The following is a 25,854-nucleotide window of genomic DNA, read 5'->3' as shown; positions in this document are numbered from 1 at the left end:
GGGGTGGGGGAGGTGGGGGGAGGGGGTGGGTGGGGTTAGTGGATGGGGCGGGAATGGGTGTCGGGGACGCCGGACTTGCGGAAGAAGTAGGTGTTGATCTGGTCGCGCCACTCCCGGGCGCAGCGCAGTTGTTCCTCCAGCAGCCCGCTCACCCGGGCGTGTACCGCCGCATCGACGAGCCCGGCCAGCCGCTGCCACCGCTGCCGCATCGTCTTCACCTGCTCCACCCCGGCGAAGTGCGTGTCGTAGATGTGCTGGATGACCGTGGACCCGCTGCGCAGGACGTGGTCGTAGGGCACGTGGTGGAAGAAGAGCAGCAGTTCGTCCGGACACTGCTCGACCGACTCGTACCGTTCCGCCCAGGGGCACGGGTACTGGCCGGTGAAGCCGGTGCCGGTGGCCCGGGTCCGGTCCACGCCCACCCCGTCCCGGTCGGCGAAGTGGTAGGTGCCCCACGGGCTGTACTCGTACCCGTCCACCCCGGGCCCGTAGTGGTCCCGGGGGTTGACCATGAAGCCCACGCCCAGCGGCGCGGTGTACCGCTCGTACGTGCGCCACGAGTCGTCCATGATCTCGTGCAGCGTCCGGCGTACCAGCGCCGGATCACCGGTCGTCGACGGCGGGAAGGTCAACCCGATCCACTCGTCGAGCACGGCCCGGGGATCCAGCCGGGGGTCCCAGCCGAGCCGACCGAAGGCGTACAGGTTGGCCTGCGCCAGCGGATGCCCCGTCCAGAAGGGGTCGGCCCCGACGTTGGCGACTCCGACCAGACCACCGCCGGGCAGGGTACGACCCCCGGCGGCACCCGTGTCGGTCCGGCCGGCTCCGGCACCCGTGCCGGTCCGGCCGCCTCCGGCACCCGTGCCGGTCCGGCCGGCTCCGGCGGCGATGTCGGCGACGGTGCGGCCCTGCGGACCCCAGGGCGTGAAGCCCAGCAGCTCACTCCACCAGGGGCCGAGGTAGCAGACGTGCCGCTGCTGGCCGGTGTACTCCTGGGTCACCTGCACCTCCACCGCCAGCCGGGTCGCCGGCATGGCGGCCAGTACCGGTGAGACCGGCTCGCGCGCCTGGAAGTCGATCGGCCCGTGCTTCACCTGGACGATCACGTTGTCCCGGAACCGGCCGTCCAGCGGGGCGAAGTGGTCGTACGCGGCCCGCGCCCGGTCGGTCGTCCGGTCCCGCCAGTCCTGCCGGTGGTTGTAGACGAACGCCCGCCAGTGCACCACCCCGCCGAACGGGGCCAGCGCCCCGGCCAGCAGGTTCGCCCCGTCGGCGTGGTCGCGCCCGTAGGTGAACGGGCCTGGCTGCCCCTCCGAGTCGGCCTTCACCACGTACCCGCCGAAGTCCGGGATACGGTCGTACACCTGCCGGGTGGCCGTGGCCCACCAGGCGCGTACCCGGTCGTCGAGCGGGTCGGCGGTGGGCAGGCCACCGAGGACGACCGGGGCGGCGAACGTCACCGACAGGTGCACCCGGACCGCGTACGGCCGCAGCAGGTCCGCGATGGCGGCCACGTCCCCGAGCCGGTCGGTGAGCAGTCGCGCCTCGGTGGCGTGCACGTTGACGTTGTTCACCGTGATCGCGTTGACCCCGCAGGCCGCCAGCAGCCGCCCGTACTCCCGGATCCGGTCCGGTTCGTTCCGGGCGGCCCCGTCCCGCCAGAAGATCGAACCGCCCGCGTAGCCCCGTTCCACCTGGCCCATCACCGGATGTACGTCCACGTTGTCCCAGTGGTCGAGCATCCGTCGGTCCAACGCCGGTCGGTGCCGCTCGACCGGGTGGAGGTCGAACGCCGACCCGCCGAGCCGGACCAGGTGGAACAGTCCGTACAGCAGGCCGGCCGGCGTGTCGGCGAGCAGCACCGGGACGTGGCCGGACCGGTCCAGCAGGAAACCCTCCGCGCCGAGCGTGCCGGCCACCTCGCCGGCGAGCCGGGCGGCGACCGGCGGCAACGGGTCCGCCCCGGTCAACGCGAGCACCAGCTCGACGGCGCCGGCCCTGGCGTGCCGGTGGACCCGGCCGCCGTACCGCGTGCCCGCCCGGGTGAGCTCCTCGACCACCGTGTCGACCAGCGGGCCGGTGCCGCACACCAGGGCGGACCGGATGCCCAGCGGGCCGAACGCCTCCGGTGGCAGCCAGGCGGGGTGGCGGGCGACCGCCCGGTCGGGAGTGGGCTGCACGGTGTGCGGCAGGCTCATCTGGTGAACTCCTCCTCGATCCGGTCGGTCATCGGGCCGCTGAACCGGCCGAGCAGGAGCACGAAACCCACCCCCAGCAGCGCGAGCACCGCCTCCGAGGTGACCGCGACGACCCCGGCGGCCAGGGCCAGCAGACAGACGTGGCCGAGGGCCACGCCCGGCGTGCGGACCAGGAAGTACACCGCCAGGCGGACGACGTCCCGGGTGCGGAACGTGAAGACCGAGGCGATCACCAGCGCGTTGGTCCCGACCAGGGTCACCGCCCCGGCCACGCCCACCAGCAGGACCGCCCACCAGCCGGGCAGGCCGGCGGCGGTGAAGTGGGCCAGGTTGACGCCGACGATGGTCAGCCACAGCAGCAGCGGCAGCCAGACCCGCAGCACCGGCACCAGGTTGACCCGCCAACCGCGCCGGAACACGGCGGCGGGCCGCAGGTCGGTCAGGTCCGGCCGCTGGTGGCGCAGCGTGTACAACGCGGCGGAGACCGCCGGGCCGAGTGGCACCGCGCAGAGCGCGACCAGGGGCAGGTTGCTGGCGTCCCGGGCCAGCAGCACCAGCCCGACCAGGCCGGGGCCGGCGGTGAGCAGTAGCAGGACCTCCACCACCAGCAGGATGTGGACGGTGGCGGCGACCCGGGCGAGGGGGCCGTCGCCGATCTGCCGCCAGGCGCGCACGCTGTCGGTCACGGTCGCTCCCGCCGGTCGCCGTCCGGGTCGCGGCCCGCAAGGTCGGGCCGGGACCCGTCGTGCCGGTCGGACCGGTCAGGCCGGTGTTCGTCGTGCCGGCCGGGCCGGTTGTCGGGGCGGCCCGGCCGGCCGAGCAGCCGGTCGTCGTCCCACCACGGCGGGGTCTCGTCGTGGACGGCGGAGAGTTCGACCAGGGTCACCTCGTGCCGGCCGAGGGTGAGGTCGAGGTCGACCCGACCGCCGTCCACCGGCAGGTTGCGGTGGGTACGGGCCGGCTCGGCGAGGGCCCGCAGCACGTCGAGCTGGCGGGGCAGCGGTGACCGGGGGCGACCCAGTTCGCCCCAGGCCCGCCAGACGTTGCCGTGTTCCTCGCTGACCGACGAGCGGAGCAGGAACGCCGAGGTCGCCCCGGGCGGGCCGAGCGGGACCGACAACGTCAGGGTGTGCCGGTCCACCGGGTCCCGTCCGGTCACGTCCACCGGCGCCCAGGCCAGCACCGCGACCCGACCGGTGTCGTCCCGGGTGACCAGGTGGTCGTCGCCCCGGGCCAGCACCTGCCCGCCCAGCCGGGCCATGAACGCGTACAGGTGGTAGGTGGGTTTCTTGAGCTGTCGGTGGGTGAGCAGCCCGAAGCCGCCGTGCAGCAGCGAGGTGGGCACGCCCACCTCCTCGAACACGTCGCTGAACGTCCAGTACGCGAACGAGTCGACCAGGTCGCCCCCGGCGGCCAGCACCGGCGCCAGGTACGCGGCGTGGAAGGCGGTGTCGTGGACCGGGTTGTCCGGCCGGTAGGAGGAGTTGAACTCGGTGATGTGCACCGGCAGGTCGGCCAGCGGGGTGCCGGCCAGGTGCGTCCGGGGTGCGGCGAACTGTTCCAGCAGGTCGCTGGCCGGGGCGAGGGTCTGGTGGGTGCCGAACGGCACGTGCTGCGCCGGGCCGGAGGTGTAGGCGTGCCGGCTGACGAAGTCGACCGGCACGTCGTGGGCGGTGACGAACTCGGCGAACGGCAGCAGCCAGTCGTCCGCCCCGGGGGAGATGGCCGGTCCGCCGACCTGGAGGTCCGCGTCGACCTCCTTGATCGCGTGCGCGGTCACCTCGTACAGCCGGTGGTAGGCGTCCCGGTCGGCGTGCTGCCAGAAGTCCGGCAGGTTCGGTTCGTTCCACACCTCGATCGGCCAGCGCCGCACCTCCGCGCTGCCGTACCGGTCGACCAGGTGCCCGACGGTGGCGCGGACCAGGTCGGCCCACTCGGTCCAGGACCGCGGCGGGGTGACGTTGCCGCCCCACCAGAACACCGTCTGGTCGCCGGAGGCCAGCCCGGACGGCATGAACCCCAGCTCCAGGAAGGGCCGGACGCCCAGGGCGAGGTAGGCGTCCACCACCTGGTCGACGTAGCCGAACGCGTGCCGCACCCGCCGGGTGCCCCGGTACTCGTACGGCCGGTGCACGCCGACCCCGTCACTGAGCAGGCCGTGGCCGCGGATGTGCCGGAAGCCGATCTCCCGCTGGACCAGGGCGAGCGAGTCCTGGTAGTCGCGGCGCAGCGCCAGGTCGAACCGGCCGGTACCGACGCAGGTGCGCCAGGCGTCGGTGAGCCGGCCGGTGGGCTGGTCGGGGACGGTGACCCGCATGGTGGTCAGCCGTTGTCCTTCTGGAACCGGTCGTGGGCCTTGTTGACCAGGTCGATGTACTGCTTCGCGTGCTTGGCCTCCAGTTCGGCGACGTAGGCGTCCCACTCGGCCAACGGCCGCTGCCCGAGGATGAACTTGAGCGTGTTCTGGGTGACGTGGTCCTTCAGCGGCGTCTCCCACAGCGACACCTGCTCACGTTCGGTGTCGGTGAGCGGGGCCGGCGGCGGCACCTCGATCGGCTTACGGGCGTTCATCACCTGCTGGAACTCCATCTCCTCCGGGGAGAAGAAGGACTGCATCAGGTCGAGTTTGCCGCCGTAGGAGAAGACGCCGTTGAAGAAGCCGAAGTCCTTCTGGAGGTGCTTGCTGCCCTTCGGGTTCAGGCCGACGACGTTGACGTCGGCGGTCAGGGTGCGTTTGCCGGCGGCGTCCTTGGTGTAGGTGGTCCCCTCGACGCCCCACTTGGCGAACTCCTGGCCGGCGTCGGAGTAGTAGATCCAGTCGACGAACTGCATCATCGCCACGAAGTGCTTGCTCTCCCGGGCCTTCGCGGAGATCATGACGCCGTTCTCCAGCCGGGAGGCCGGATTGATCTCCCCGGCCGGGCCGACCGGCAGCGGGATCTTGACCAGCTTCGCGCCGGGCTGGGTCTTGGCCAGATCCGGTCGGTAGTCGTTGACCAGGGTCTGCGCGTTGGAACTGATGACGAAGGACTTGCCGTTGGCGAGCTTCTGCCGGGCCTGCTCGTCGCTCTGGGTGAAGCTCTCCGGGTCGAGCAGCCCCTCGGCGACCAGCCTGTGCAGGTACTCGATCATCTGCCGGTACTGCGGTGAGGAGCCGGTGTAGCCGAACCGCTGCGCGGCCGGGTCCCAGGTGGCGTGCTGGAAGGTCCAGCCGGCCTGGGTGCCGTACGACTCGCCGACGATGCGCAGCAGCGCGCCGCCCGGGGTGGGCTTGCTCCACCGGTCGGAGTACGGGTACGAGTCCGGGTACCGCGCCTTCATCGCCTTGAGCACCGTGTACAGCTCGTCCCAGGTCTTCGGGACGGCCAGCCCGAGCTGGTCGAGGATGTCCGCGCGGACCGCCACCGAGTACTCCGCCCAGGGCTTCTCGTGCAGGCCGGGCAGCAGGTAGAACTTGCCGTCGGACTGCCGCAGCGTGTCCAGCTCCGGCTGGAGGTTCCAGCGCTCGATCTTGTCCTTGAGGTTCGGCATCAGGTCCAGGTAGTCGCTGACCGGCAGGATCGCGCCGGAGGAAACGAAGGCGTTCTCCTGCGGGTGGTACGTCTTCGGGATGATCATCGGGGCGTCGCCCGCGCCGACGAGCAGGCTGCGCTTCTGTTCGTAGTCGCTCAGCGGCACCGCCACCGGCTCGAGTTTCACGTTGGTCCGCTTGGTCAGCTCCGACCAGAACAGCCACTCGTTCTTCAACGGGTACGACGGGTGGTTGTTGTACAGGATGGAGAACGAGACCGGCTCGGTGGCCGTGAACGCGTCGCCCACCCCGTACGCGGCCATCGCGCCGGCCCGGTTGCCGGAGAGGTCCTTGGCGTCCGGGGCGTCCTCGGAGCAGGCGGCCAGACCGAGGGTGAGCAGACCGGCCGCGACGAACGCCACGCGGCGCCATGTTCGGTGGACCATGGCACGTCCTTCCTGTCGGGTGGTGGTGGTGTGGTGGGTGGAGCGGGCCGGTCAGCCCTTGACCGCGCCGAGCATGACCCCGGACACGAAGTACCGCTGGATGAACGGGTAGACCAGCAGGATCGGCAGCGTGGTGAGCACGATGGTGACGGACTGGAGGGTGGCCGCGGCCTGGAGCGCGTCGGCCTCGCCGACCCCGCCGGCCGACTGCGCGCCGGTGGCCCCGGCGATCAGGTTGCGCAGGTACACCGTGACCGGGAACAGTTCCTGCTGGTCCAGGTAGAGGAACGCGGTGAACCAGGAGTTCCAGAAGGAGACCGCGTAGAACAGCACCATCGTCGCGATGATCGCCTTCGACAGCGGCAGCACGATCCGCAGCAGCGTGCCGTAGGTGTTCAGCCCGTCGACCGCGGCGGCCTCCTCCAGTTCCTCCGGCAGGCTCTCGAAGAACGCCTTCATCACCAGCAGGTTGAACACGTTGATCGCGTTCGGCAGCACCACCGCCCAGATGGTGTTCTTCATGCCCAGGCTGGTGATCAGCACGTAGTTGGGGATCAGGCCGCCGGAGAAGAACATGGTGAACACCGCGACGCCGACCAGCACCCCCCGCCCCCGCAGCCGCGGCTTGGACAGCACGTACGCGTAGCAGGTGGTCAGCACGATCGAGATGACGGTGGCGACCACCGTGTACACCACCGTGTTGCGGTAGTTCGTCCAGAACAGCGAGTCCGACATCACCAGCCGGTACGTGCCGAGGTCGAAGCCGCGCGGCACCAGGTTGACCCGGCCCGCGATGATCTCCGCCTCGTCGCTGAACGACCGGGCCACGATGGTGACGAACGGGTAGAGCGTCACGATCACCACGACGGTGAGGACCACCCCGTTGACCGCCTGGAAGACCCGACGGCCCCGGCTCGTCCGCCGGTGTGCCCGCGGCCGGTCCCGGCCGGCGTCCACGGTCACCACAGGCTCGTGCCGACCGTGCGGCGGGAGATGGTGTTCGCGGTGAGCACCAGGGTCAACCCGATCAGGGCCTCGAACAGCCCGATCGCCGCCGCGTAGCTGAAGTTGCTGGACTCGAAGCCCATCCGGTAGAGGTACGTGGAGATCACGTCGGCGGTCGGGTACGTCAGCGGGTTGTACAGCAGCAGGATCTTCTCGAACCCGACCGCCATGAACGTGCCGATGTTGAGGATCAGCAGGGTGATCATGGTGGGCCGGATGCCGGGCAGCGTCACGTGCCAGGTCTGCCGCCAGCGGTTCGCGCCGTCGATCCGGGCCGCCTCGTACAGGTTGTCGTCGATGGTGGTGAGGGCGGCGAGGTAGAGGATCGTGCCCCAGCCCACGGTCTGCCACACCTCGGAGCTGACGTAGATCGTCCGGAACCACTCCGGGCGTTGCAGGAACGGCACCTCGTCGCCGCCGACGGCCCCGACGATCTGGTTCACCGTGCCGTCGACCGACAGCAGCTGCATGACCATGGCCGCCACGATCACGATCGACAGGAAGTGCGGCAGGTACGACACCGACTGGACGAACCGCCTGAGCCGGCGTACCCGGACCTCGTTGAGCAGCAGGGCCAGCACGATCGGCAGCGGGAAGCAGAACAGCAGGGTGAGCGCGCCCAGCACCAGGGTGTTGGTGAAGACGTCCCAGAACGTCGGGTCGGTGAGAAACATCCGCACGTACCGCAGGCCCACCCAGCGTTCCCCGAAGATGCTGCCGCCCGGCTCGAACCGCCGGAACGCGATCACGTTGCCGGTCATCGGCAGGTACCGGAAGACCAGGAAGAACAGCAACGGCAGGACGGCCAGCGAGTAGAGCTGCCAGTCCCGGCGCAGCGCCTGCCGCCAGGTACGGCGGCGGGTCCGGCGGCGCGGGCCGGGGCCGGTCCGGGTCGGCAGGTCCCGGGCCGGCGGTGACGGCGGTGGGCGCAGGGTGCCCGGGGTGCTCATCGGCGACCTCCCTGGGGCGCTGTCGGGGTCGGCGGTGGGCTCAGCCGGCGGGCGGGCGAACGACGGGCTCGACGCGCGCCGACGACACCAGCCGCCGGTGGTGACCGACCTCGCGTTCGGCGCCGACGAGCCGCAGCGGCAGGGCGGCCACCACGTCGGCGCTGGACCGGGCCAACCGCAGCTCCACGTCCCCCGGCTCGACGATGCGCCGGCCGCGCACACCGGTGAACGAGGTGACGTCGGCGGGCACCGTGAAGACCACCCGGGCGGCGTCACCGGCCACCAGCGGAACCCGGGTGTAGCCGACCAGGCGGACCACCGGTCTGGTGGTCTGCGCGACCGGGTCGTGCAGGTAGAGCTGGACGACCTCGGTGCCGGCGCGGCCGCCGGTGTTGCGGACGGTCACCTCGACGGTCACCTCCCCGTCGACCGCCCACCAGGCCGGACCGCCCGCAGGGTCCGTACCGTTCGCACCGTTCGCGCCGGCCGCCCCGGCGGGACCGCCCGGACCGCCCGAAGGGTCCGCACCGTTCGCACCGTTCGGACCGGCCGTCCCGGCGGGGCCGTTCGGGCTGGCCGGGCCCGTGGGGGCGTCCGCTCCGGTCGGCCCGGCCGTCCGGACCGCCGCGTCCGTCCAGTCGAAGGTGGTGTAGCTGAGCCCGTGGCCGAACGGGAAGGCCGCGGTGGGGTCCACCGAGGACACCTGGGAACGGTGCCCCAGCACCGGGGCGAGGTAGGTGCCGGGCAGACCACCGGCGTCCCGGGGCACCCCGACCGGCAGCCGGCCGGACGGGTTCACCCTGCCGGTGAGCACCTCGGCCAGCGCCCGCCCACCCCGTTGGCCGGGGAAGAACGCCTGGACGACGGCCGCGGCGGCGTCCACGTCCGCGCCGAGCGCGTACGGTCGTCCGCTCATCAGTACCAGCACGACCGGGGTGCCGGTGGCGAGCACCGCGCGGACCAGGTCCGCCTGCACGCCGGGCAGCCGCAGGTCGACCGCGTCGCAACCCTCACCGGAGGTGCCCCGGCCGAACATCCCGGCCCGGTCCCCGACGGCCAGCACACACACGTCGGCCTCGCGGGCCGCCGCCACCGCCGCCGCGATGCCCGAGGTGTCGTCGCCGGTGACCGCGCAGCCCGGGGCGTAGGTGAGCGTCGGATGCAGCCGGGCGAGGGCGTCCCGCAACGAGTCGATCTCCACGCCGGTGCCGTGGTCGGGGTGGTGCACCCCCACGTGCAGCGGGAAGGAGTAGCAGCCGAGCATCGCCATCGGATCGTCGGCCACCGGACCCACCAGCGCCACCCGGCGGTCGCCGGCCAGCGGCAGCAGGTTCCCGGTGTTGCGCAGCAGCACCACCGACTCCCGGGCCAGGCGCAGGGCGACGTCCCGGCTGGTCTCGTCGTCCAACCGCAGCTCGTCCAGGTCGGCGGGGCGGGGCCGCCAGTCGTCGTCGAGCAGACCCAGCTCGATCTTCTGGGTCAGCACCCGGTGCAGGGCCCGGTCGACCAGGGCCTCGTCGACCAACCCGTCCCGGACCGCCTCGGCCAGCGGGCCGAAGGCGTCCACGGTGGGCAGTTCGACGTCGATGCCGGCGCGCAGGGCCAGCCGGGCCGCGTCGACGGCTCCGCCGGCCACGCCGTGCAGGGTCTCCAGGAAACGTACCGCGAAGTAGTCGGCCACCACGGTGCCGGTGAACCCCCACTCGTCGCGCAGCAGCCGGGTCAGCAGGCCCTCGTCGGCCGCCACCGGCAGGCCGTCGATCTCGGCGTACGAGTGCATCACCGACCGCGCGCCGCCCAGTCGCAGCGCCATCTCGAACGGCGGCAGGATGACGTCGGCCAGTTCCCGGCGGCCCATCGGCACCGGGGCCAGGTTGCGGCCACCGCGGGAGGCGGAGTATCCGGCGAAGTGCTTCAGCGTGGCGACGATCCCGGTCGACTCCAGGCCCCGGACGTACGCCGCGCCGGTCGTCCCGACCAGGTACGGATCCTCGCCGATGGTCTCCTCGGTACGGCCCCAGCGGTAGTCCCGGGTCACGTCCAGCACCGGGGCCAGTCCCTGGTGGACGCCGGCCGCCCGCATGGACCGGCCGATCCGGCCGGCCATCTCCTCGACCAGCTCGGGGTCGAAGGCGGCACCCCAGCTCAGTGGGGCCGGGTAGACGGTGGCGCGCCAGGCGGCGAACCCGGTCAGGCACTCCTCGTGGACCTGCGCCGGTATCCCGAACCGGCTGGCCGCCACGATCTCCTCCTGGGAGGCGGCCAGTGACCGGGCCCCCTGGACCGGGTCGACCGGTGCGGTGCCGAACGGTCGGGTCAACTGGCCCAGGCCGTGCCGGATCACGGCGGGCCACTGCGGAGTGTCGTCGACCATGTCGGACTGGAGGGGAGCGACACCCTCACCCGAGGCGTCGGCCCCCACCCACACCCCGACCAGCTGCGCGATCTTCTCGGGCAGGGTCATCAGCGGGACGAGCGCGGCGGCCCGCTCCGCCGGGGGCAGGTGCGGGTCGCGCCACCGGTGCGTCCCGGGGGACTCCGGGCGGTGGTCGACGGGCGACAGACTCTCCATGCAAACCCTCCAGCCGGATCCCGGAGGCCGGTTCCGTGAACGACAGGACGCGCGACGAGGCAACGGAGGGTCCTGAAAGTTTCGATCTCCGTTCGGTGCTCGTATCGGGCAACTTAAGTGCCTTGTTTTGGCCGTGTCAAGCATCCTGAGCCACTGCTCAACAACAGGAAGCCATGGATTCCGGTCGTGGTAACTGGTCGGCCTGCCGGTGGGCTAGAGCGATGAGTCTCAATCGATAGTGGTCTGCATGGTAGGCTGTGCCGAAATTTTTCCGATAACCTGGCCGACTGGGGGTGGCCGGCTCCGGTCGCCGGCGCGGACCGCCCGGGAGGACCCATGCCGCTGTTCGATCTCCCCCTCGACGAGCTGCGGCGGTACACGCCCACCGTTGCCGAGCCCGCCGACTTCGACGCGTTCTGGCGCGCGACGCTGCGGGAGGCGACGGCCGGTCCGGTGCTCCTCGAGGTCCGACCCGAACCCACCGACCTGCGGCTGGTCGAGTCCTTCGACGTCACGTTCGCCGGCTTCGCCGGTGACCCGGTGCGCGCCTGGTACACCCGCCCGACCGGGGTGGACGCCCCGCTCCCCGCCGTGGTCGAGTACGTGGGCTACGGCCGCGGCCGGGGCCTGCCGCACGAACGGCTGACCTGGCCGGTAGCCGGCTACGCGCACCTGCTGATGGACCCCCGGGGGCAGCACGGGCAGCACGCCGGCGGCGACACCCCGGATCCGCGCGCCGGCGCGGCCGGCGGCCCGTGGCCGGTGACCTGGGGAATCCTCGACGCCCGGGACTACTACTACCGTCGCCTGATCACCGACGCGGTCCGGGCGGTCCAGGCGGTCCGCGCGCTGCCCGGGGTGGACGTCGACCGGGTGGTGGTCGCCGGCAACAGCCAGGGTGGCGGGCTCGCCCTGGCGGTGGCGGGGCTCGTCCCCGACCTGGCGGCGGTGATCACCACGGCACCGTTCCTGTGTCAGCCTCAGCGGGCGATCGAGTTGACCGACGCCGCGCCGTACGGGGAGATCGTGCGGTATCTGGCCGCCACCCGGGGAACCGAGGAGGCGGTCCGGCGCACGCTGTCCTACGTCGACGGGGTCACCTTCGCCCGGCGGGCGGTCGCGCCCGCGCACTTCGGGATCGGGCTGCGCGACACCGTCTGCCCGCCGAGCACCGGGTTCGCCGCCTACAACCAGTACGGTGCCGCCAACGGCCGGCCGACGCCCCCGACGTGCGAGATGCACGTGTACCCGTTCAACGGGCACGAGGGCGGTGAGGCGGTGCAGCAGCGGCGACAGCTGCGCTGGCTGGCCGCGCTGCTCGCCGGCCCCGGCGCGCCCACCGCCGGGGGCCGCCCGGCCCGCGACGCCGAAGCCGACGCGGACGCGGACGCCGCGCTGCCCGGCCGGTCCTGACCGCGACGGCGGTGCGGGTCACCAGGGGTGAACCGTGCCGTCCTCCAGCCGGTTGACCGGCAGGTAGGCGGGGGAGTAGGGGTACCGCGCGGCGGCCTCCTCGTCGATGTCCACCCCGAGACCGGGCGCCTCGCCGGGGTGGAGGTAGCCGTCGGCGAACCGGTAGGCGTGCGGGAACACCACGTCGGTCTCGGCGGTGTGCCGCATGTACTCCTGGAGGCCGAAGTTGGGGATGGCGATGTCCAGGTGCAGCGCGGCGGCCAGGCAGACCGGGGAGAGGTCGGTGGCCCCGTGCGACCCGCTGCGGACGTGGTGCAGGGCGGCGTAGTCGAAGATGCGCCGCAGGTGGGTGATGCCGCCGGCGCGGACCACCGTGGTGCGGACGTAGTCGATGAGCTGCTCGCGGATGAGCTGATGGGCGTCCCAGACCGAGTTGAACACCTCACCGGTGGCGATCGGTGTGGTGGTGTGCTGCCGGATCAGCCGGAAGCCCTCCTGGAACTCGGCGGGGACCGGGTCCTCCAGCCAGGTCAGCGCGTACGGCTCCAGGCTGCGGCCGAGCCGGGCCGCCTCGATCGGCGTCAGCCGGTGGTGCACGTCGTGCAGCAGCCGCAGGGTGGGGCCGAACTCCTCCCGGACCCGGGCGAACACCGTCGGCACGTGGGCCAGGTAGGCCGGCGTGGACCAGACCGTCTCGGTGGGCAGCGCCGCGTCGGCCGGCTCGTAGAACATCTTGTCGGTGCTGACGCCGTAGGTCTTCGCCAGCCCGGGCACGCCGCACTGCACCCGGACCGCCCGGTACCCGAGGCCGACGAACCGGGCCACCTCGGTCAGCACCTCCTCGACGGTCTCGCCGTTGGCGTGGCCGTAGACCGTGACGCCCTCCCGGGACCGGCCGCCGAGCAACTGGTAGACGGGTAGTCCGGCGACCTTGCCCTTGATGTCCCACAGCGCGGTGTCCACGGCTGCGACGGCGCTCATCGTGACCGGGCCGCGTCGCCAGTACGCCCCCTGGTAGAGGTACTGCCAGGTGTCCTCGATCCGGGCCGGGTCCCGGCCGATCAGCAGCGGCACCACGTGGTCGCGCAGGTACGCCGCGACGGCCAGCTCCCGGCCGTTGAGCGTGGCGTCGCCGACCCCGGTGAGTCCCTCGTCGGTGACGATCTTCAAGGTGACGAAGTTGCGTCCCGGGCAGGTGACGATGACCCGAGCGTCGGCGATCTTCACCAGGACCTCCGCAGCATGTTCCGGCCCTCGGGCCGGGAGGGTGGGGTGCGCTCCGTCCGGAGCGACGACACCGCGCCCCCCCGGTTGGGGTAACCGAAAGTTTCGGTTCCTCCGGTCGGGGATGGACGGTCGTGCCGCCGGCCATCATCGCACGCCTTGCGGCATGTTGGCACGCGTGAGTCGGGTCCTTCGGGGGTGCGTCGGCAGACCCGTCGGACAGGAATACTGCGCCGTCCGCAATGGTCACGCGTTGAGTTATCGAGCTTGTTTCGATACCGTGCCGATGCAAGGGCTTCGATTTACCCGCGGTGCTTCAGCGGGACCCGTGACCGTCGGCGTGGCTTCCGGGCGACCAGGCCGACGACGGGCCGGCACCGTGGTGGGCAGTGGTCGAGGCGACCTTCCGCATCCCCGTACCGCTCATCGAAAGGCACCTGCCATGAGAAACCTGTTCGCCCGCGGCAGCGGGCGCCCGCCGACCGGGCCACGATCGCGTGCGGCGTTGGTCGCGGCCGTCGCGGGCGTCGCCCTGGTCGCCACGTCGGTGGCCGTGGCCTCCAGCGCCAGCGCCGGTACGACCCTCGCCACCGCGGCCGGCGAGAGCGGTCGCTACTTCGGTACCGCAGTGGCGGCGCACAAGCTCTCCGACTCGACCTACGTGGGCATCCTCAACCGGGAGTTCAACTCGGTCACCGCGGAGAACGAGATGAAGATGGACGCGACCGAGCCGCAGCAGGGTCGCTTCAGCTTCACCAACGCCGACCGGATCGTCAACCACGCCCGCGCGCAGGGCATGATGGTACGGGGACACGCCCTGGCCTGGCACTCCCAGCAGCCGAGCTGGATGCAGAGCATGGAGGGCTCGGCGCTGCGGCAGGCGATGATCAACCACATCAACGGGGTCGCCGGCTACTACAAGGGCAAGATCCATTCCTGGGACGTGGTGAACGAGGCGTTCGCCGACGGCGGCAGCGGCGGCCGGCGGGACTCCAACCTCCAGCGCACCGGCAACGACTGGATCGAGGTGGCGTTCCGCACCGCGCGGGCCGCCGACCCGGGCGCGAAGCTCTGCTACAACGACTACAACACCGACGACTGGACGCACGCCAAGACCCAGGGCGTGTACCGGATGGTCCAGGACTTCAAGCAGCGCGGCGTGCCGATCGACTGCGTCGGCTTCCAGTCGCACTTCAACGCCAACTCGCCGGTGCCGGGCAACTACCAGACCACGCTGTCCAGCTTCGCGGCTCTCGGCGTCGACGTGCAGATCACCGAGCTGGACATCGAGGGCTCCGGGCAGGCCCAGGCCGACAACTACGCCCGGGTGATGCGGGCCTGCCTCGCGGTCTCCCGCTGCACCGGCATCACCGTCTGGGGCATCCGGGACACCGACTCCTGGCGGTCCTACGGCACCCCGCTGCTCTTCGACGGCAGCGGCAACAAGAAGCCGGCGTACACCTCCACCCTGAACACCCTCAACGGCGGTGGCACCACGCCGCCGCCCACCACGACTCCGCCGCCGACCACCACCCCGCCGCCCACGACGCCGCCGCCCACCACCCCGCCGCCCGGTGGCGGGGCCTGCTCGGCCACGGTGTCGCTGAACTCGTGGACCGGCGGCTTCGTCGCCACGGTACGGGTCACCGCCGGCTCGGCCCCGGTCAACAGCTGGACGGTGGGCGTCACGCTGCCGTCCGGCGCGACGGTCACCAACACCTGGAGCGCGCAGTCCACCGGCACCAGCGGTGCCGTCACCTTCCGTAACGTCGACTACAACGGTCGGCTGGCGGCGGGCGCGGTCACCGAGTTCGGTTTCCAGGGCACCGGCAGCGGACCCACCGGCACTCCCACCTGCTCCGCCTCCTGAGGCGGACGATCCACCGGAGACACCCGGCCCACGGCGGGACGGCGGCCTCCCGGCCCGCCGTCCCGCCCCGGCCGATCCTGGCCGCGTCCACCGGCCACCGCCACCCCCCGCTTCGGAGGAATCCGATGAGAGCGACAACCAGACTGCTCGGCGCCGCACTGGTGGCCGCCGTGGTGACCGCGCTGGCCGCGGTGACCGTGCCGGCACCGGCGTCGGCGGCGACGCTGACCGAGGTGACGAACTTCGGCACCAATCCCACCAACCTACGCATGCACCTCTACGTACCGGACACCGTGGCGCCCCGACCGGGGCTGCTCGTGGTGTCGCACTACTGCACCGGCAGCGGTCCGGCCATGTACTCCGGCACCCAGTACGCGGCCCTGGCCGACCGGTACGGCTACGTCGTCATCTACCCCTCGGTGACCCGCAGCAGCAAGTGCTGGGACGTCGCCTCACCGCAGGCACTGCGCCGCGACGGCGGCAGCGACCCGGTCGGCATCATGTCGATGGTCAACCACGTCCGGCAGCGGTACGCCGTTGACCCGGACCGCATCTTCGCCACCGGCACGTCGTCCGGGGCGATGATGACGAACGTCCTGCTGGCGCTCTACCCCGACGTGTTCAGCGCGGGCTCGTCGTTCGCCGGTGTGCCGCACGCCTGCTTCGCCACCACGAACGGTTCGGAGTGGAACAGCGACTGCGCCAACGGCCAGATCATCCGTACCGCCGCGCAGTGGGGTGACCTGGTGCGCGGTTCCTATCCGGGCTACACCGGCCGGCGACCCCGGATGCAGGTCTGGCACGGTACGAACGACGACACACTCCGGTACCCCAACTTCGGCGAGCAGATCAAGCAGTGGACCAACGTGCACGGGTTGAGCCAGACCCCCACGTACACCGACACCCCGCAGTCCGGTTACACCCGTACCCGCTACGGCGGCAGCGGTGGCACCGCGCCGGTCGAGGGGATCAGCATGCAGGGCGTGACGCACAACCTGCCGGTCGACGCCGGCCAGGTGCTCCGGTTCTTCGGTCTGGACCGCACCACGCCGACCACCCCGCCGCCGACCACGCCACCCCCCACCACGACACCCCCGACCACGCCTCCGCCCACGACCCCGCCGCCGACCACCCCGCCGCCCACCGGGGCTCCGGGCGCCTGCCGGGTCGGCTACACCGTCAGTTCCTGGGCGAACGGCCTGACCGCCGAGATCACCGTCACCAACACCGGCGGCAGCGCCGTCAACGGCTGGACCCTGGCGTTCACCCTGCCCGGCGGGCAGAGCATCACCAACGGTTGGAACGCGACGTACGCTCCGACCAGCGGTGCGGTGACCGCCCGTAACGTCTCCTACAACGGGACCATCGCACCGAACTCCTCGGTCGGCCTCGGCTTCCAGGCCACCCACACCGGCAACGCCGGCAAGCCGTCCTCGTTCCAGCTCAACGGGGCGACCTGCACGGTGGTCTGACCCGGCCGGTACCAGCGGTGGGCACCGACGCTCCGGTGCCCACCGCGCCGCCGCGCCCGGGTCCCGCCGACCTCATTGACAGGGCTGTATGGGGCGGATACGGTGCGGCAGGAAAGCGCTTTCTTTGCGCACGTCCGGCCTCCTCACCCGTCCCGGAGGTTCCCCGCCATGCCCACGATCCGTCGGCGGCCCCTGCTCGCCGTCCTCACCGCGGTCGCGACCACGGCGCTGCTCGCCCTCGCCCTGCCCGGCGGCGCGTCGTCCGCGTACGCCGACACCCTGCTGCACGACGACTTCTCCGACGGCGACACCAGCGGTTGGTCGAGATCGGGCGGCACCTGGTCCGTCGGCACCGACGGTAGCGCCGTGCTCGAACAGTCCAAGGCGGACACCGACAACGCCCGACTCTTCGCCGGCACCTCCTCCTGGACCGACTACACGGTGCAGGCCAGGATCAAGGCGGTGAGCCTGCCGTCCACCGGTGCCGTGGCGCTGCTCGCCCGCGCCTCCGGCGCCACCACCTACCTCCGGCTCGCCCTGCACCCCGGCAACCAGGTCCGGCTGGAGGCGGTCCGCAGCGGCACCGTCACCACCCTCGGCGCGTCCGCCCGGCCGGTCACCACCGGCACCTGGTACACCCTGCGCGTCGAGGTGGCCGGCGCGGCCGTGCGTGGCTACCTGGACGGCACCCTGGTGGCCGCCGGCACCAGCACGGTCGCCACCACCGGCCGGATCGGAGTGCAGACCCGGTACGCCACCGCCCGGTTCGACGACGTCACCGTGACCACCGGCGGCACCCCGCCCACCACCCCGCCGACCGGGACCCCCACCGTGCCGCCGACGGCCACCCCGACCGCGACACCGACCCCCACCAGCACCCCACCGGCCGGGCAGTCCGCCGTGGTCGCCACGGACGGCAGCGGCGACTTCACCAGCGTCCAGGCCGCGGTGGACGCCGTGCCGGCCGGCAACACCAGCCGGTACACCATCACCATCAGGCCCGGCACCTACCGCGAGGTGGTGAAGATCCCGGCCGACAAGCCGTACGTCTCGTTCGTCGGCGCGACCGGCGACGCCCGGGACGTCGTCATCACCTACGACAACGCCTCGGGCACCCCGCACCCGGACGGCGGCACCTACGGCACCTCGGGCAGCGCCTCGGTGACCGTCGACGGCAACGACTTCACCGCGCGGCACCTGACCTTCTCGAACAGCTTCGACGAGGCGGCCCACGACTACAGCGCCGAGCAGGCGGTGGCGGTGCTGACCCGGGCCGACCGGCTGGTCTTCGACAACGTCCGGTTCCTCGGCAACCAGGACACGCTCTACCACAACAGCGCGAACACCGGCGCGATCGGCCGGGCGTACTTCCGGGACTGCTACGTCGAGGGGGACGTCGACTTCATCTTCGGCCGCGGCACCGGCGTCTTCGACCGCTGCGAGATCCGGTCGCTCAGTCGCGGCTCGGCCAGCAACAACGGGTACGTCACCGCGCCGTCCACGATGATCACCAACCGGTACGGCTTCCTGTTCACCGGGTGCGTCCTGACCACCGACTCGGCCGGGCCGCAGAGCGTGCACCTGGGCCGCCCGTGGCACCCCGGCGGCGACGTGAACGCGATCGGCCAGGTGGTGTTCCGGGACAGCGTACTGGGGGCGCACGTCAAGGACTCGCCGTGGACCGACATGTCCGGGTTCTCCTGGCGGGACGCCCGGTTCTTCGAGTACCGCAACACCGGGCCGGGCGCGACGGTCACCGCCGACCGTCCGCAGTTGACCGACGCCCAGGCTCCCGGGTACACCGCGCAGACGTACCTGGCCGGCCCGGACGGCTGGAACCCGGTCTCCTGACCCGCCCACGCGACGGGGCGGCAGCCGACCGGCTGCCGCCCCGCCCTCGTCCCACCGGTCCTAGCTGGTGGGCAGGACCGCCTTGCCCTTGTTGAAGTTCTTCCCGTTGCCGTCCGGCTTGTAGTTCTTCTCCACGTTGCCGGCCGCGTCCACCGAGAACCAGTGGACCGTGGTGCCGGCCGGCACGGTCAGCGTCTCGGCACCCTCCCGGATGCCCGCCGAGCCGTACAGGGTGGAGGCGTAGGTCGGCTTGCCGCCGTCGAGGGTGTAGAACACCGCCGCCGGCTCACTGACCTCGAACCGTACGCTCACCATGCCCGGCGTGGCGCTCGGTGACACCGACAGCGTGCTCTCCGGCCGCTGCTTGTCCTTGTCGAAGTCGCGGGCCACCCGCATCAGCTCGACCAGACCGTTGGCGTACTCCAGGGTCTGCTGGTGCGCCTCGTCCCAGGTCGGCTGGAAGCTGGCGCCGACCTCGAAGTTCCAGGCGTAGATGCCGTACTTGTACCAGAGCATGTCGCCGGAGTTGCCGGCCGCCGAGTACAGCACGTCGGAGATCGGGCCGGTCCGGGCCGGGGTGACCGCCAGGTTGCGGTGCCGCTTGATGGCGGTGAGGATCCGCGACGACGCGCCCCAGAAGAACGACTCCTCGGCGAGCGTCGGACGCGGCGCGGAGATCCGGCCCGGTGTGGCGTAGGCGCCCGGCGACCACATGAAGTAGTTGCCGGACGAGTGCAGGTTCATCGAGAACTTGATGTTGCCCCGCTGGGCCAGCCAGTCCAGGTTCCGGTTCTCCGGCTCGGACAGCTCGCTCGGCCCGGCGTAGGTGTCGCTGGTGCAGCTCGTGGACGCGCCCGAGTACCCGTCGAAGAGGCTGTACTCGGTGTAGTTGCGGTTGTTGTCCACGCCCCACGAGTTACGGGCCAGGGCGTCGGTCGCGCCACCGGCCGGGCAGTGGTTGGTCATGTTCCGGCGCTGCGAGTTGAAATCGTAGAACGAGTAGTGACCGCCGTCCGGGTTGATCGACGGGGCGATCCAGATGTCCAGGTTGTTGACCAGCTGCTTGGTCTGGCCGTCGTGCGCGTAGTTGCGCAGCAACCGTTCCGCGGTCTCGATGGTCACCAACGGGGGAACCCATTCCCGGGCGTGTTCCTGCGCGTAGGCGAGCACGCCCGGCTTCGAGCCGTCCCGGTGCTTGCCGATCCGGATCGCGTACACCGGGTGCGGGTCCCGCGACACGCTCGCCGGCGCCTTCAGGTTGTCGGTGAGCGGGGTGGCCGCGGTCGGCGCGACCACGCCGGTGCCGGCGTTGCCCCGGTACGTGTAGGCGGTCACCAGGGTTCCGGCCTGCGCGGTCAGCGCCGCGGCGACCTGGGCGGCGGTGCTGGTTACCGCGCCGCTGCCGTTGGTGGCCAGGCTGACCCGGACGGCCGTGCCGGTCACCGTCACCGACAGCGGCCGGTCGGCCGCGCCGGGGTCGGCCAGCTCGACGGTGATGTCGTTGCCGCCCTGGTGGCCCCAGGCGAGCGAGTCCACCGCGACCCGGCTGGCGTTCGCGGTGCCCAGCACCGCCTGCGCCTTGCGCCGGTACCCGTTGGTCTTGTACGGCAGCTCCACGATCTCGGCGAGCTGCGGGTGGTCGGCGGCGAGCCGCTTGATCCGGTCGTACAGCTCGGTCGGGGTGAGGTAGCTGGTGACGAAGTCCTTCTGGTAGCCGGGCCCCTCCGGGTCGTCCGCCGGGATCGGCAGCCACTCGGTGACCTCGGCGACCGCGACGTCGCCGGTGGGGCTGGTGATCTGGATGCGGTGCGGTCGGGCGGTGACGGTCGCCGCTCCCCGGTGGTACAGGTACACCCCGGCGTCGACGAACCGGGTGATGTTCTGGGTGCCGCCGGAGCCGAGCTCGGTGCCCGGTCCGCTGTCCCGGACCACGGTCAGCGCGCTGGTGGACGTCTGGCCCTGGGCCCACTTCGCCTCGACCGACAGCACCTGGCTGGTGCCGGAGGTGTAGTAGTCGGCCCGGATGATCTTGACGTCGGCGGCGGTGGAGGTCACCGTCAGGGCCGCGGAGAACGCCTGGTTCTCGGCCCGGTGCTCGGCGATGGTCGACTGGCGTTCGGCGACCCGGTCCGCGGAGTCCGCCGCGTCGTACAGGGTGTCGCCGAGCTGGTATCCCAGCCGTTTCAGGGCGGCGGTCTCGGTGGGCGTGACCACCGCGTGCACCACGATGCCCCGCTCGGTGCGGTCGACGTGGTGGTCGAGGTCGACGCCGGTGGCCACCAACTCGTCCAGCTCGGCGCTGTCGGCGACCACCACCTCCACCACGTTCGCCTGTTCGTCGGCGGGACGGTCCAGGACGGCCGGTGGCCCGGCGTGCGTACCGGGGTCACTGCCGGTCGGCGCGGCCGAACCGGCCGTGGCCGGGCCGGCGAGCAGGAGCAACGCCACGCTGGCGGCGGTCAGCGCGGGTAGCCGCCGACGCCAGGAGGGTAGTGCGGAGCGGGACATCAGTCGCCACCTTCCCTGTTGGGGACGAGCGGCCCGGCCGGTCGGCCGGTACCGCTCCGGTCCACCGAAAGACGTGTGGAGGTGCCACCCACCGGGCCGGTGGGTGCGGTGCGGATCGCGACATCGGCCCGCACGGTCCGGGGCCAACCGGGTGTGCGGGGCGGTGAACCGGCGCCGATCCGGTCCGGGGCGACGTGCGGGGGTCGTGGATGGACGTGACAAACCTCGACGGGATGGTCGCCGATGGGTGCGCCCATCCTGGCCGGGGCCGGTTCGCCCTGTCAACGATCTTCGTGTCGGCGGTCCGGACAGGACAGTCCGGCCGATGGTGTGCGGCGCAATTCCCGGCCCTTTATTGGGGCGGCCGGGCAGCTCAGCAGTTCAAGAGAAGACCTGCCCGGCGCGCGTTGGCAGAATTTCGAGGCAGCGGGGAGGGCGTTACCGGACCGGGCCGGATGCATTGACGGGTACTTCCACCTGCTGGGTGAGCTGCTCATTGTCGACACCTCATCCGGCCAGCAGGACGCCACGCCACGAATGTTGTCGCCGTCGCGTCGTGCTGGAAAAAGACGCCTGTTCACTCCGCGATATCTACGAGGAGGAAAGTCCGATGACGCAAGGCCCGACCGGGGACCAGGTCACCTTCGACGGGGAAAGCCTCACCATCACCGACGTTCAGCGGGTCGCCGAGGGACGGCCGGCGTGCCGGGTGGCGCCGTCGGCGCTGTCCCGGGCGGCGAAGAGCCGGGCCATCTTCGAGGACACCGTCCGTCAGGGTGTCCCGGTGTACGGCGTCACCACCGGATACGGCGAGATGATCTACATGCTGGTCGACACCGCCAAGGAGGTGGAGCTGCAGACCAACCTGGTCCGCAGCCACAGCGCCGGCGCCGGCCCGCTGTTCGCCGAGGACGAGGCGCGCGCCATCGTCGCGGCCCGGCTCAACGCGCTGGCCAAGGGGCACTCGGCGGTCCGGCCGGAACTGCTGGAACGCCTCGCCCTGTACCTGAGCGTGGGCGTCACCCCGGCCATTCCGGAGATCGGCTCGCTGGGCGCCAGCGGTGACCTGGCACCCCTGGCACACATCGCCTCGACCGTCATCGGCGAGGGCTACGTGCTGCGCGACGGCAAGCGCACCCCGACCGGCCCGGTCCTGCGCGAGCTGGGCATCGAGCCGATGGAGCTGCGCTTCAAGGAGGGCCTGGCCCTGATCAACGGCACGTCCGGCATGACCGGTCTCGGTGCGCTGGTGGCGGGCAACGCGCTCCAGCAGGTCCGGCACGCGGAGATCGTCGCCGCGCTGGTGATCGAGACGTTGCAGGGCTCCACCAGCCCGTTCCTGGCCGAGGGCCACGACATCGCCCGCCCGCACCCCGGCCAGATCGACTGCGCGGCCAACATGCGCGCCCTCATGCGCTCCAGCGGGCTGGCCGTCGACCACGCGGACCTGCGGGCGCAGTTGACGGCCGGCAAGACCGGCGGGGACGTGTCGCGGACCAACGTCTACCTGCAGAAGGCGTACTCGCTGCGGGCGGTGCCGCAGATCCTCGGCGGGGTCCGCGACACCCTGTACCACGCGGTGAGCCGGCTCGGCACCGAGCTGAACTCCGCCAACGACAACCCGCTGTTCTTCGACGGCCAGGAGATCTTCCACGGCGCGAACTTCCACGGGCAGCCGATCGCGTTCGTGATGGACTTCGTCACCATCGCCATGACCCAGCTGGGTGTGCTCTCCGAGCGGCGCACCAACCGGCTGCTCAACCGGTACCTCAGTGACGGTCTGCCGGAGTTCCTGGTGATGGGCGACCCGGGCCTCAACAGCGGCTTCGCCGGTGCGCAGTACCCGGCCACCGCGCTGGTGGCGGAGAACCGGACCATCGCCCCGGCGAGCACGCAGAGCGTGCCGTCCAACGGCGACAACCAGGACGTGGTCAGCATGGGACTGATCGCCGCCCGCAACGCCCGCCGGGTGCTGCGCAACAACGACATCATCCTGGCGGTGGAGTACCTGGCCGCCGCCCAGGCGGTCGACATCTCCGGCCGGTACGACCAGCTGAGCCCGGTCGCCCGCGCCACCTACGACCGGATCCGGGGCCTCGCCGAGACGGTACGGGTCGACCGGTACATGGCCGACGACATCGAGGCGGTGGCGGACGCGCTGCGCCGGGGCGAGTTCGTCGCGGCGGCCCAGGAGGCCGGCGCCGAGCTGCACTGATCCTTCCCGGGTACGGCCCTTCCGGCCGGGGTGTTCGGGTACCGCCCGCACCCCGGCCGGTGTCGTATGCGCCGCCGGGTCCGTCGGACGCGCGTCCCCGTCCGGTGGCGGCACTCCGGTCGTGACCGGGTGCGTTTGCCGCGCCGAACCGGGCGGCCATGCTCCTGGGCCGGCGGACAGCCATGTCGGTCCTCTACGCTCGCTCGGATGACGACCCCGGTGCGCTACCGCTCGTCGGAAGAGGACAGCGGCAGGTGGCTCGGTTTCCCGTTCCGGCGCGGCGACGTCGTCATCAGTACCCGATCGAAGAGCGGCACCACCTGGATGCAGATGATCTGCGCGCTGCTGGTCTTCCAGACCGCGGACCTGCCGGCGCCGTTGGCGCAACTGTCCCCCTGGCTCGACTGGCTGACTGCTCCCCAGCGGCAGGTGTACGACCATCTCGCCGCTCAGCGGCATCGGCGCTTCATCAAGACGCACACGCCACTGGACGGGGTACCGATCGAGCCCGACGTGTCGTACATCGTGGTGGCGCGACACCCGCTGGACATGGCGGTGTCCCTGTGCCACCAGAGCGACAACATCGACCAGGAACGGTGCCCGATGCTGTCGGCGTGCTGAAAGACCAGCAGGCATTCCTCCGGCAGGGCCGGTCGGGTGCTGGACAGGCGCTCCTGAGCACCGAGGAACTCAGCCGTTACCACCGGCGTGCTGCTGAGATGGCCCCACCGGATCTGTTGGCCTGGCTGCACCGAGGACGTTAGTCATCGGACCGGCCGGGGACACGCACGACGCGGCGACGCCGACGGGGGCCGTCGACGTCGCCGCTGTCGGGAGGCCGGTGATCCGGCCGGGTCCGTCAGCCCAGGAAACGCGGGCAGTTCTGGTAGACCGCCAGCCGCCACCGGTCGTCGGACTTGACCAGGATCCAGGAGGCCCGGATCGCCGCCCGGACGGGGACCTCGGTCTGGCCGGGCGGGAGGACGCCGCCCTCGGTGAGCACGGCCACCGCGCCCGGTCCGAGCGGCTTGATCTCGATCGGCTTGCCGGTCACGGTGGTGCCCCGGTACCGGCTGGCGTACGCGTCCGCCATGAACGCCCGGATCGCGTCCCGGCCCTTGACGTAGAGGCCGGGCAGCATCATCGTGCCGTCCTCGACGAACAGGTCGGCGAAGGCGTCCGCGTCGTGCTTGCCCCAGGCCTCGATCATGCGGGCCGGCACGGCCGCGACGGCGGCCTGCTCGGCCGGCGACAGCCCGGGGTGGGTGCTGGTCGTCATGCGCTGCTCACTTTCCGCGAAAGAGGGGGAGGGTCAGACGTACAGCGAGTTGGGGCCGAGGCCGCAGAGCAGCCGGCCGTACAGCTCCAGGTTGGTGTCCGGGTGCATCAGGGCGTGCAGGTTGCCGGCGGTGATGTCCCGCTGGATGCGCTGCATCGGCACGTCCGAGTAGATGGACGAGCCACCGGACGCGGTGGCCAGGAGGTCCACCGCCTCCCGGGCCCGGGTGCCGACCGCGCCCATGTCCGCGCGGGCCTGCACCCGCTCGGCCAGCCGCCAGGGGGTGCCCGCGGCGCACTTGGCGTCGACCAGCCCGGCCAGCCGGTGGGCGTGGAACTCGGCCTCGTCGGCGGAGAGGGTCGCCTGGGCCACCTGGAGGTGGGTCAGCGGGGCCTCGGCCTGACTGGCGTACTCGGTGTAGGTGATCTTCTTGCTGGGCAGCCGCTCCAGGAACGTCTCCCGGGCCGCGGCGGCCAGGCCGAGCAGCGTACCCACCGACGAGGCGGACGCCACCGGCAGCAGCGGGGCCCGGTACATCGCGGCGTTCGCGTTCGCCTCCGACACCACCTGGCCCTCCAGGATCACCGGCAGCGGCAGCACCCGCTCCTGCGGCACGAACAGCTCCTGGGCCACCGTGCTCACGCTGCCGGTGCCCCGCAGGCCGGAGGTGTGCCAGTCGTCCACGATGGTCAGGTCGGTCATCGGCACCATCGCCAGCACCGGCATCGGGTCGCGGTCCGGCTCGATCAGCACCGCCACGATCTCCTGCCACTGGCTGTGGTGGGCCCCGCTGATGAACCCCCACTTGCCGTTGACCACGATGCCGCCCGACGCCGGCGCGGCCATCGCGCTCGGGCTGAGCGTGCCGCACACCCGCACGTCCGGGGTGCTGAAGATCTCGTCCTGCACCGAGTCCGGGAACAGGCCCACCATCCAGGTGGGGATCGAGTACACGCAGGTGATCCAGGACGCCGAGGCGTCCCCCCGGCCCAGCTGCGCGGTGACGTCGACCAGGGTACGGGTGTCCGCCTCGTAGCCGCCGTACCGCTTGGGCACCCGCAGGCGGAACAGGCCCGCGTCGGCCAGCGCCTCGATCGTCTCCTCGTGCTGGCGGCGGTGCTCCTCCGCCCAGGCCGCGTGCTTGCGCAACGTCGGCACCAGGTCGGCGGCGCGGGCGACGAGCTGCTCCCGCGACGGCGTTTCTGTGTCCAACATGTGTCCTCCTCGGCGACGCGCTCGGACACCGGTCCGGGCGTACGGACCGGTCGATGGGTGTGGCGGTGCTGCGGACGGGCGGAGCCGGGCGCGCCGGACGGCACCGGCGGGTGGCGGCCGCGGTC

The 25,854-nt window shown here is 71.7% G+C and carries 17 protein-coding genes; 6 read left to right on the top strand and 11 right to left on the bottom strand.

The window, feature by feature from the left end:
- Nucleotides 1-35 precede the first annotated feature (35 nt).
- From PVK37_RS24085 to PVK37_RS24055, 7 genes are all read right to left on the bottom strand, one after another.
- Nucleotides 36-2,198, bottom strand: a complete 2,163-nt coding sequence (locus PVK37_RS24085) for an alpha-glucuronidase (protein ID WP_275030069.1) — start codon at nt 2,196-2,198, stop codon at nt 36-38.
- Nucleotides 2,195-2,884 (bottom strand): hypothetical protein, encoded by a 690-nt coding sequence (locus PVK37_RS24080; RefSeq protein WP_275030068.1) that lies wholly within the window; start codon nt 2,882-2,884, stop codon nt 2,195-2,197. Before PVK37_RS24080 ends, PVK37_RS24085 begins: the two co-directional genes overlap by 4 nt.
- Nucleotides 2,881-4,515 carry a GH39 family glycosyl hydrolase gene (locus tag PVK37_RS24075; RefSeq protein WP_275030067.1) on the bottom strand — a complete coding sequence of 545 codons (1,635 nt, stop codon included), beginning with the start codon at nt 4,513-4,515 and terminating at the stop codon, nt 2,881-2,883. Before PVK37_RS24075 ends, PVK37_RS24080 begins: the two co-directional genes overlap by 4 nt.
- 5 nt (nt 4,516-4,520) lie before the next feature.
- Entirely contained in the window at nt 4,521-6,131 is a 1,611-nt protein-coding gene (locus tag PVK37_RS24070; RefSeq protein WP_275030066.1) for an ABC transporter substrate-binding protein, read from the bottom strand.
- Between the two features lie 75 nt (nt 6,132-6,206).
- Complete coding sequence (locus tag PVK37_RS24065; protein WP_275030065.1) at nt 6,207-7,118, bottom strand: carbohydrate ABC transporter permease; 912 nt, start codon at nt 7,116-7,118, stop codon at nt 6,207-6,209.
- Nucleotides 7,115-8,110: an ABC transporter permease gene (locus tag PVK37_RS24060; RefSeq protein WP_275030064.1), complete on the bottom strand. Its 996-nt coding sequence runs from the start codon at nt 8,108-8,110 to the stop codon at nt 7,115-7,117. The genes PVK37_RS24065 and PVK37_RS24060 overlap by 4 nt, the downstream gene beginning before the upstream one ends.
- Before the next feature lie 40 nt (nt 8,111-8,150).
- Complete coding sequence (locus PVK37_RS24055; protein WP_275030063.1) at nt 8,151-10,682, bottom strand: glycoside hydrolase family 3 N-terminal domain-containing protein; 2,532 nt, start codon at nt 10,680-10,682, stop codon at nt 8,151-8,153.
- 336 nt (nt 10,683-11,018) lie between these two features.
- Here PVK37_RS24055 and PVK37_RS24050 point away from each other — a divergent pair, with 336 nt between their 5' ends.
- Nucleotides 11,019-12,095, top strand: a complete 1,077-nt coding sequence (locus PVK37_RS24050; RefSeq protein ID WP_275030061.1) for an acetylxylan esterase — start codon at nt 11,019-11,021, stop codon at nt 12,093-12,095.
- A gap of 18 nt (nt 12,096-12,113) precedes the next feature.
- On the opposite strand, the gene manD is transcribed toward PVK37_RS24050, so the two are convergent.
- Nucleotides 12,114-13,322 (bottom strand): D-mannonate dehydratase ManD, encoded by a 1,209-nt coding sequence (manD, locus tag PVK37_RS24045; protein WP_275030060.1) that lies wholly within the window; start codon nt 13,320-13,322, stop codon nt 12,114-12,116.
- 439 nt (nt 13,323-13,761) lie between these two features.
- Here manD and PVK37_RS24040 point away from each other — a divergent pair, with 439 nt between their 5' ends.
- The 3 genes from PVK37_RS24040 (at nt 13,762) to PVK37_RS24030 (ending at nt 18,512) form a co-directional block, all read left to right on the top strand.
- Complete coding sequence (locus tag PVK37_RS24040; protein WP_275030059.1) at nt 13,762-15,189, top strand: glycoside hydrolase family 10 protein; 1,428 nt, start codon at nt 13,762-13,764, stop codon at nt 15,187-15,189.
- 125 nt (nt 15,190-15,314) lie between these two features.
- The gene (locus tag PVK37_RS24035) at nt 15,315-16,661 is read left to right on the top strand and encodes an extracellular catalytic domain type 1 short-chain-length polyhydroxyalkanoate depolymerase (protein ID WP_275030058.1); all 1,347 of its coding nucleotides are present in this window, start codon (nt 15,315-15,317) and stop codon (nt 16,659-16,661) included.
- Between the two features lie 168 nt (nt 16,662-16,829).
- Nucleotides 16,830-18,512: a pectinesterase family protein gene (locus PVK37_RS24030; protein WP_275030057.1), complete on the top strand. Its 1,683-nt coding sequence runs from the start codon at nt 16,830-16,832 to the stop codon at nt 18,510-18,512.
- Between the two features lie 60 nt (nt 18,513-18,572).
- Here PVK37_RS24030 and PVK37_RS24025 read toward each other — a convergent pair whose 3' ends face one another.
- Nucleotides 18,573-21,020 carry a M14 family metallopeptidase gene (locus PVK37_RS24025; protein WP_275030056.1) on the bottom strand — a complete coding sequence of 816 codons (2,448 nt, stop codon included), beginning with the start codon at nt 21,018-21,020 and terminating at the stop codon, nt 18,573-18,575.
- Between the two features lie 610 nt (nt 21,021-21,630).
- Here PVK37_RS24025 and cmdF point away from each other — a divergent pair.
- A complete protein-coding gene (gene cmdF / locus PVK37_RS24020; protein WP_275030055.1) occupies nt 21,631-23,235 on the top strand; it encodes a tyrosine 2,3-aminomutase in 1,605 nt (534 codons plus the stop codon).
- Nucleotides 23,236-23,442: 207 nt separating this feature from the next.
- Complete coding sequence (locus PVK37_RS24015; RefSeq protein WP_275030053.1) at nt 23,443-23,856, top strand: sulfotransferase domain-containing protein; 414 nt, start codon at nt 23,443-23,445, stop codon at nt 23,854-23,856.
- Between the two features lie 238 nt (nt 23,857-24,094).
- Here PVK37_RS24015 and PVK37_RS24010 read toward each other — a convergent pair whose 3' ends face one another.
- Nucleotides 24,095-24,514: an SgcJ/EcaC family oxidoreductase gene (locus PVK37_RS24010; RefSeq protein WP_275030051.1), complete on the bottom strand. Its 420-nt coding sequence runs from the start codon at nt 24,512-24,514 to the stop codon at nt 24,095-24,097.
- Nucleotides 24,515-24,547: 33 nt separating this feature from the next.
- A complete protein-coding gene (locus PVK37_RS24005; RefSeq protein WP_275030049.1) occupies nt 24,548-25,729 on the bottom strand; it encodes an acyl-CoA dehydrogenase family protein in 1,182 nt (393 codons plus the stop codon).
- Between the last annotated feature and the right edge of the window lie 125 nt (nt 25,730-25,854).

Source organism: Micromonospora cathayae (assembly GCF_028993575.1).
GTDB classification, from domain to species: Bacteria; Actinomycetota; Actinomycetes; order Mycobacteriales; family Micromonosporaceae; genus Micromonospora; species Micromonospora cathayae.
Note: the sequence above shows the minus strand (reverse complement) of the source record. Positions and strands in the feature narration are given on the sequence as shown.

What these genes read in the sequence shown, in the direction of transcription:
- PVK37_RS24085 (WP_275030069.1), bottom strand. Translation starts at nt 2,198, where the DNA reads ATGAGCCTGCCGCACACCGTGCAGCCCACTCCCGACCGGGCGGTCGCC.
- PVK37_RS24075 (WP_275030067.1), bottom strand. Translation starts at nt 4,515, where the DNA reads ATGCGGGTCACCGTCCCCGACCAGCCCACCGGCCGGCTCACCGACGCC.
- PVK37_RS24060 (WP_275030064.1), bottom strand. Translation starts at nt 8,110, where the DNA reads ATGAGCACCCCGGGCACCCTGCGCCCACCGCCGTCACCGCCGGCCCGG.
- PVK37_RS24055 (WP_275030063.1), bottom strand. Translation starts at nt 10,682, where the DNA reads ATGGAGAGTCTGTCGCCCGTCGACCACCGCCCGGAGTCCCCCGGGACG.
- PVK37_RS24050 (WP_275030061.1), top strand. Translation starts at nt 11,019, where the DNA reads ATGCCGCTGTTCGATCTCCCCCTCGACGAGCTGCGGCGGTACACGCCC.
- PVK37_RS24040 (WP_275030059.1), top strand. Translation starts at nt 13,762, where the DNA reads ATGAGAAACCTGTTCGCCCGCGGCAGCGGGCGCCCGCCGACCGGGCCA.
- PVK37_RS24035 (WP_275030058.1), top strand. Translation starts at nt 15,315, where the DNA reads ATGAGAGCGACAACCAGACTGCTCGGCGCCGCACTGGTGGCCGCCGTG.
- PVK37_RS24030 (WP_275030057.1), top strand. Translation starts at nt 16,830, where the DNA reads ATGCCCACGATCCGTCGGCGGCCCCTGCTCGCCGTCCTCACCGCGGTC.
- PVK37_RS24025 (WP_275030056.1), bottom strand. Translation starts at nt 21,020, where the DNA reads ATGTCCCGCTCCGCACTACCCTCCTGGCGTCGGCGGCTACCCGCGCTG.
- cmdF (WP_275030055.1), top strand. Translation starts at nt 21,631, where the DNA reads ATGACGCAAGGCCCGACCGGGGACCAGGTCACCTTCGACGGGGAAAGC.
- PVK37_RS24015 (WP_275030053.1), top strand. Translation starts at nt 23,443, where the DNA reads ATGACGACCCCGGTGCGCTACCGCTCGTCGGAAGAGGACAGCGGCAGG.
- PVK37_RS24010 (WP_275030051.1), bottom strand. Translation starts at nt 24,514, where the DNA reads ATGACGACCAGCACCCACCCCGGGCTGTCGCCGGCCGAGCAGGCCGCC.
- PVK37_RS24005 (WP_275030049.1), bottom strand. Translation starts at nt 25,729, where the DNA reads ATGTTGGACACAGAAACGCCGTCGCGGGAGCAGCTCGTCGCCCGCGCC.